This window comes from Rhodococcus sp. 05-2254-6, from assembly GCF_002258565.1.
GTDB lineage: Bacteria > Actinomycetota > Actinomycetes > Mycobacteriales > Mycobacteriaceae > Rhodococcoides.
Genome location: NZ_NOZF01000011.1, coordinates 1 through 6,353, shown reverse-complemented (window position 1 = coordinate 6,353; position 6,353 = coordinate 1). Strand labels below are relative to the sequence as shown.

At 62.8% G+C, this 6,353-nt stretch carries 7 protein-coding genes and 1 pseudogene; 6 read left to right on the top strand and 2 right to left on the bottom strand.

Annotated features, from left to right (window positions below; all coding sequences use genetic code 11):
* A pseudogene (locus CH256_RS01345) lies at positions 1 to 498 on the bottom strand (putative bifunctional diguanylate cyclase/phosphodiesterase); the annotation flags it as partial.
* 157 nt (positions 499 to 655) lie between these two features.
* On the opposite strand from CH256_RS01345, the gene CH256_RS01340 reads away from it, so the two are divergent.
* The 3 genes from CH256_RS01340 (at position 656) to CH256_RS01330 (ending at position 3,909) form a co-directional block, all read left to right on the top strand.
* Complete coding sequence (locus CH256_RS01340) at positions 656 to 1,249, top strand: TetR/AcrR family transcriptional regulator (RefSeq protein ID WP_068053805.1); 594 nt, start codon at positions 656 to 658, stop codon at positions 1,247 to 1,249.
* A 300-nt stretch (positions 1,250 to 1,549) separates the two neighbouring features.
* Positions 1,550 to 2,227, top strand: coding sequence for a DUF4956 domain-containing protein (locus CH256_RS01335; protein WP_068053808.1), 678 nt, complete (start codon positions 1,550 to 1,552; stop codon positions 2,225 to 2,227).
* Between the two features lie 44 nt (positions 2,228 to 2,271).
* Complete coding sequence (locus CH256_RS01330; protein ID WP_094668675.1) at positions 2,272 to 3,909, top strand: CotH kinase family protein; 1,638 nt, start codon at positions 2,272 to 2,274, stop codon at positions 3,907 to 3,909.
* A gap of 11 nt (positions 3,910 to 3,920) precedes the next feature.
* Here CH256_RS01330 and CH256_RS27885 read toward each other — a convergent pair whose 3' ends face one another.
* Positions 3,921 to 4,088 (bottom strand): S4 domain-containing protein, encoded by a 168-nt coding sequence (locus tag CH256_RS27885; RefSeq protein WP_176460421.1) that lies wholly within the window; start codon positions 4,086 to 4,088, stop codon positions 3,921 to 3,923.
* A 93-nt stretch (positions 4,089 to 4,181) separates the two neighbouring features.
* On the opposite strand from CH256_RS27885, the gene CH256_RS01325 reads away from it, so the two are divergent.
* From CH256_RS01325 to CH256_RS01315, 3 genes are all read left to right on the top strand, one after another.
* Positions 4,182 to 5,018 (top strand): hypothetical protein, encoded by an 837-nt coding sequence (locus CH256_RS01325; RefSeq protein WP_094668674.1) that lies wholly within the window; start codon positions 4,182 to 4,184, stop codon positions 5,016 to 5,018.
* Positions 5,019 to 5,066: 48 nt separating this feature from the next.
* Positions 5,067 to 5,984: a polyphosphate polymerase domain-containing protein gene (locus CH256_RS01320; RefSeq protein ID WP_094668673.1), complete on the top strand. Its 918-nt coding sequence runs from the start codon at positions 5,067 to 5,069 to the stop codon at positions 5,982 to 5,984.
* Between the two features lie 23 nt (positions 5,985 to 6,007).
* On the top strand, positions 6,008 to 6,353 hold a 346-nt coding region (locus tag CH256_RS01315; protein ID WP_143536497.1), incomplete at its 3' end, for a DUF47 domain-containing protein.

Sequence of the window (6,353 nt, the reverse complement as noted above, 5' to 3'; positions counted from 1 at the left end):
GATGTCCATCGCGGGGTACGCGACGTCGACCAGGCCTGCGGTTCCGGAGATGCCGCCTCCGCCGAGCGACGGCTGCACGGCGAACACCCAGGTGAGCAGTCCGAACGCGACCATGATGATGGCGCTGTTTGCCACGTGGCCGCGTTCGCTGGGTCGCCACTTGTGGCGAGCGAGAAGGAACAGGCCGAAACCGTAGACCGGATAGCCGACGAGGTAGATCGCGTCCGCCGGCGACGGGTAGGGGACACTGCCCTGGGTGATGTGGATCCACTCGTAGACGATGTCGCCGATCACCCACAGGGCGGTGCCCATGGCGATGGCCAGCCAGGCCGAACGGTTGCGGGGCCGGTGCATCCTGGTGCCGACGACGGTGGCGGCAACGGCGGAGGCTCCGACGAGTACGAAGACCGACTGACCCCAGACGGTGGTCGGGACGACGAAGTAAGCGGCGCAGCCGAGTGCGCCGAGCGCTGCGTACCACCGCCACCAGGCCGTCACGATTTTCTCCAGCCGTTCACGCCGATCCGACGGCTTCAACAATGTCACACGGACGTGATGTAGGTCACCTGCGCTGCGCGTCCAGTGACAGAAGTATGCCTCAGCGCTACGCTCGGTAAGCTGTACGAAACTGTTTCGATTCGATAAGGGGGCACGGATGAGCGTCGACGCCCCACGTCGGTCGAGGGTGAGTGTGGAGCGCGAGGGCGAATTTCTCGACGCCGCACTACTGTGCCTCGGCGAGGTCGGTTACGACTCACTGTCGATGGACCTGGTTGCCGAGCGAGCGCAGTGCAGCAAGGCCACCCTCTACCGGAGATGGTCGAGCAAGGCCGAGATGGTGGTCGCGGCCATCGAATCGGTCGGCCCGCCCCCGTTCGTCGGCATCGATACGGGAGACCTTCGCGGAGATCTGCTCGAGTTGATGAATCGGGTGTCCGAGGGGGCAGAGCACGATCAACGTTTCGCCGCGGCGATCCACCACGCGGTGATGGTCGACGAACAGTTGGCGGCAGCGGTGCGGAGAACGTTCCTCGAACCCGAGGCCAGATTCCTCGAGTCGGTCGTCGTGCGCGCGGTGCAGCGGGGGGAATTGTCGAGCAGGCCGAGATCGGCAGACTTTCTGCAATACATGGTGTTCAGCGCAATCATGACTGGCCCATTGACCGACGCCAAGCCTTTGGATTCGGAATACCGAACGCGAATAATCGACGAAGTAATTCTGCCGTCACTTCGCTCGACGACCGATTGACAACGTTTGTACGGAATGCGCACGTAATCGATTGACCCGCAACATAATTGAAAAATTCGACCGACCGACGTCCGAGTGGGACGCCGGGTCGTGTGCGTTCGAAATTCGATCGCTGCCAGCGAATGAACGGCTGAATTGGCAGGAAACTGCCAGCTTCTGAGGTGGAATTTCCGTCGCAGCTGTCTCTAGGGTTAACGGCATCCGAACAAACGGTAAACAGCATCGGTTGCGGATGTCGGCGCGCGGGTCACGTGCTCCCGGTGACCGGTGCGGAATTCGACTCGACTCGATCGGAATGCAATGAATTTCAACATTCAAGACCTGAGCGGAACGTTCTCGACGTTCGACATCGTGGTGTCCCTGACACTGTCGTTCGTCCTGTCGGCGATCATCGGCTGGGTCTACCGACTCACCCACAAGAACGTGTCGTACAGCCAGTCCTACGTACAGACCCTCGTCACGGTAGGCATGGTCATCAGCTTGATCATGCTGGTCGTCGGATCGAACGTGGCACGTGCTTTCGCGCTCGTCGGCGCGCTGTCCGTCGTCCGATTCCGCAACGCCATCAAGGAAACTCGCGACGTCGGGTTCATCTTCCTCGTGATGGCGATCGGCATGGCCACGGGGACTCGCTTCTACGTACTGGCGATTGCGGCCACGTTTGCGATCTGCCTGGTGATGGTGGTGATGAGCAAGTTCAACTGGTTCAAACTCGATGTCCAGCGCCAGGTCGTCAAGGTGCAAGTGCCGCCCGACGCCGACTACACCGATCTCGTCGAAGACGTACTGATCAAGTACTGCAAGGAGTTCGAGCTGGTCAGTACCGAATCGGTGCGATCGGGTGCATTGACCGAGCTCTATTACACGGCCCAACTCAGATCCGGCAAGAAACCCGGCGAGTTGATCGCTGCTCTCAGTGAGGTCAACACAGGGCAACGGGTCTCGGTACTCACCGGATACGACCAGACGGACATCTGATCGTGACCGACCCGAACACGAACTTTCCCTCGGCCCCGACAACCCTGCGAAGGAGGCTCGTCCACCGAGTACCGCGGACGGTGCGGCAGCACTGGAAAATTGCTGCCACCCTGCTGGTGTTCGTCGTGGTGATGGCGACCGTGTTCGGGTCGACCCGGATCCGCCCGTACATCACCGGTGATGCAACCGTGATCGCCTCCGAGATCACCGAGAACGTCCAGGGCACGGTCGATCTGTTCGATCCCACTGTGTCGCACTCCATTTCGATCGACGTGGACGTCGGCGACTACCAGACACTGAAGGACTCCTTCCAGAACGAAGGGGTCAAGGAGTCGGTACCCGCAGACATCACCATCGACGGAACCCTGATCGCCGACGTCGGTATCAGGTTGAAGGGCAATTCCACGCTGGCCACTCTCAGCAGCGACGACGGCTCGATGCCCGGGCGCGGCGGAGGTACTGCCGGGACATCCGGTCGACCAGCACCTGCAGACGGTGCAGCCATGCCCGAGGGTGCAGCCATGCCGGAAGGTGGGGCCATGCCGGAAGGTGGGGCCATGCCGGAAGGTGGGGCCATGCCGGAAGGTGGGGCCATGCCGGAAGGTGGGGCCATGCCCGGCGGTGCTGGGATGAATATGTTCGGGGAGCCGCTCAGTTTCGATGCGCCCGAGGATCTTCCGTTTCTGATCGACTTCGCGGAGTATTCCGAGGGGCGGGCCTATCAGGGTCACACCACGCTGTCGCTTCGGCCGTACACGCCCGCGTTGAACGAGTCGGTGTCTCTTGCGATCACCGAGGCCTCGGGTCAGGCGACCCAGGACTTCACCTACACCACGTATTCGGTGAACGACTCGGCCGAGACGACGCGGCTGGTCGTCGTCGCTCCCGACGACGACTACGCCAACTCCCTGGAGGACGGCGACGGGGTGCTGTACAAGGTCGGTGCCGAAGCCAGTTTCACGTACGAGGGAGACGATCAGACGACGTACGCCGAGCAGTACACCCAGATCAACGCTCTTGGCACCGCGGACCTGCAACCGATCATCACGCTGTTGAAGTGGCTCGACGGTGCCGATCAGGCCGAGTTCGATGCGCATTTGGCCGACTATGTCGATGTCGACTCACTGGCGAATTACCTTGCCCTGCAGAACTTGCTGGGCAACGGCGACGACATGGGCGGCCCGGGAAAGAACTTCTACCTGTACTACGACCTGGACTCGAAGACGTTCTCGGTGGTGTCGTGGGATCTGAATCTGGCTCTGAACTCAGATTCCACCGCCGGTGCGAACGACGCGGTGTCGATGATGCCCGGTGGCGGCGGGGCAGGTGGCGGCGGGATGCCGCAGATGCCCGAGGGGTTCACACCGCCGGAGGGAATGGAGATTCCGGAAGGCGGGGGGATGCCCGAGGGCGGCCCGATGTTGGGTAATTCGCTCAAGGACATGTTCCTGGACTCGACCGAATTCACCGACGAGTACGACGCTGCCTTCCGCACCATCTACGACGAGCTGTGGGCGAGCGGCCGAGTGCTCGACATCGTCGACGAGGTCACCGCATCCATTCCGACGTCGGCGGCGCTCACTCAGGAGGAGATCGACGCCGAGGCTGCGGAATTGAAGTCACGGCTGCAGATTCGCACCGATGCACTCGCCGACGATCCTGTCGTGACGGGATCGTCGTGATGTCTCGGCGGTCAGCGCAGGGTCAGGGTGTCTGCCGGGGAAACTTCGCGGCGAGGATCGCGCAGCGGCAAGCCGTTGATCAGGACCATTCCCTCCATCACGAAGGAGGCGGCCTGCGACAGCGTGCGCGCAGTGCCGGTGGCGACCAGCAACTCGGGAACAGAAGTTCGACCGTTCATGAGCTGATGCTGCTCCCGCGCAGTGACCGCCGACGCTCGATCTCGTGGCGGGTAGGCGACGGTCGGATGAACACTCGGAGACGGAGGTTTGGCGTGATCGTCGCTGCGTGCGGAGCCGGTGCCTCGGTACTCGCGTCGTGCGCGTCGGCCGAACCCCCAGCAGCTGCGAGATTCGAAACCTGGTGCACCCCCACCGACTCGGGCCTGTCCGAGTTGTCGGGCCTGGCGTGGAGGGGCGACACCGGCTACGCCATCGGAGACCGCGGCAGCGACGATCGGCTGGCGGTGCTCGACCGTGCCTGCGAGGTGACCGGGTGGGTCGACGTCGGAGTCGAGACGGTCGACGTCGAGGACATGGCCGTCGACAGCGCGGGGATCGTGTGGCTCGCCGACACCGGTGACAACGACAGCGACCGGGAGAGCGTCACGTTGATCGGCGTCGACGTGGCCACCGACCGGCGCACCTCGATCACGATGCGCTACCTCGACGGCGCACACGACGTCGAGGCGTTCGCTCTGACGCCCACCGGGCAACCGGTGCTGATCACCAAGGTCTCGGGCGGTGCGGCCGCGTCGATCTACAGCAGTGACGAAACCATCGACACCACAACGACATCCATCGATCTGGTCCGTTCCGGAACGGTGTCTGCGACTGCGCCGGACGGGTCGAGCAGACCGATCACCGGTGCAGCCGTCGATGCCGACGCCACAGTGGGGGCACTGCGAACCAAGAAGGATCTGTTCGTCTTCGAAATCGCCGACGGTGATGTGCCCGCGGCATTCTCGGGCGCTCCCGCCCGTGTTGTCGAGGGACCCGATCAACCACAGGGGGAGGCCGTCGCCTACACCGACGCGGGTGAACTGCTGCTCGCGTCCGAGGCCGACGGAGCCACCGAACTACCCCCGATCGTGTTCGCGGAGCCGAACTGAACGCGGCGTCGCCCGACCATGCACACCCACCGAAGGAAGGTTCGATCCATGAATCTGTTCGACAAATTTCGACCCAAGGCCGCTTTGGAGAAGCAGGGTGCGTCGCCGGAGGACCTGAACACCGAGCCCACCGGTTACCAGCAGACCGCCAGCAAGCTGCACTCGTTCAATCGGTACGAGATCAAGTACTTCGTTGCCGAGGCCGACGTCGCTCAGGTCCGTGAAGAACTGACGGCACGGATGGACACCGACCCGTTCTCGCCCAAGGGTGGCTACCCGGTCACCTCGCTGTACTACGACACCACCGATCTGCGGTTCTACTGGGAGAAGATCGAGGGCCTGAAGTTCAGGCGCAAGGTGCGGGTACGGCTGTACGGGGCGCCGTCCGAGTGCACCGACGACACGCCGGTGCAGATCGAGATCAAGCAGCGCGTCAACAGGGTCACCCAGAAGCGCCGAATCTCGTTGCCCTACGACGTTTCTCAGCGGTGGCTCAACGGCCGCGAGGAGATAGAATGCGATCCCAGTCAACGCCCGTTCGTCAACGAGGTCAGCACGTTGATCGCCAATCTGGATCTGCGTCCGATGGTCACCACCGGTTATCTGCGCGAGGCGTACATCGGTCGTGAGGCCGACCTCGGTCTACGGGTGACGATCGATCACAAGGTGCACGGTCGGGATCGCGACTTCCGATTCGATTCCGGTGCCCAGAACCGCTTCATCATCCCGCCCAAGCTCGCGATCCTGGAGATCAAGGCCAACGAACGAGTGCCGTACTGGGTGACCGACATGACGGCACGGATGAACATGTCCGTCATCCGAGTCTCGAAGTACTGCCAGTCGATCGAGGCGTTCGAGATGGCACCTCGATCACGCGCCGGTGCGCCCGAACTGGTGCTGCCCGCCGATGCCGACCACCGCGTGCCGTCGGATCTGCTCGAGCCCTACGCCGACGCTCGCCGGTAGCCGCACCCTTCAGGAGACGAAAGATGTTCGCACGCTTCAAACCCAAGTCCGTTCTGTTCTACGACCTGTTCAACTCCTCGGCTCAGCTGTTGGCCACCGGAGCGAAGACGTTGACCGAACTGCTCGAATCCGCACCGGAAATCGATGCGGTGGCGCGGCGCATGGTCGATCTCGAGCACGAAGCCGACAGCGTCACCCACGATCTGTTCCGCACCTTGAACTCGAGCTTCATCACCCCGTTCGATCGCACCGACATCTACGTCCTCGGCTCGAGCCTCGACGACGTGATGGACCACATGGAAGCGGCGACACATCTGCTCTCGCTGTACCGAATCGACGAACTGACCCCGCACATGCACGACATGATCG

Coding starts and splice junctions, on each gene's coding strand:
- CH256_RS01340 (WP_068053805.1), top strand. CDS start 656: ATGAGCGTCGACGCCCCACGTCGGTCGAGGGTGAGTGTGGAGCGCGAG.
- CH256_RS01335 (WP_068053808.1), top strand. CDS start 1,550: ATGAATTTCAACATTCAAGACCTGAGCGGAACGTTCTCGACGTTCGAC.
- CH256_RS27885 (WP_176460421.1), bottom strand. CDS start 4,088: ATGAACGGTCGAACTTCTGTTCCCGAGTTGCTGGTCGCCACCGGCACT.
- CH256_RS01320 (WP_094668673.1), top strand. CDS start 5,067: ATGAATCTGTTCGACAAATTTCGACCCAAGGCCGCTTTGGAGAAGCAG.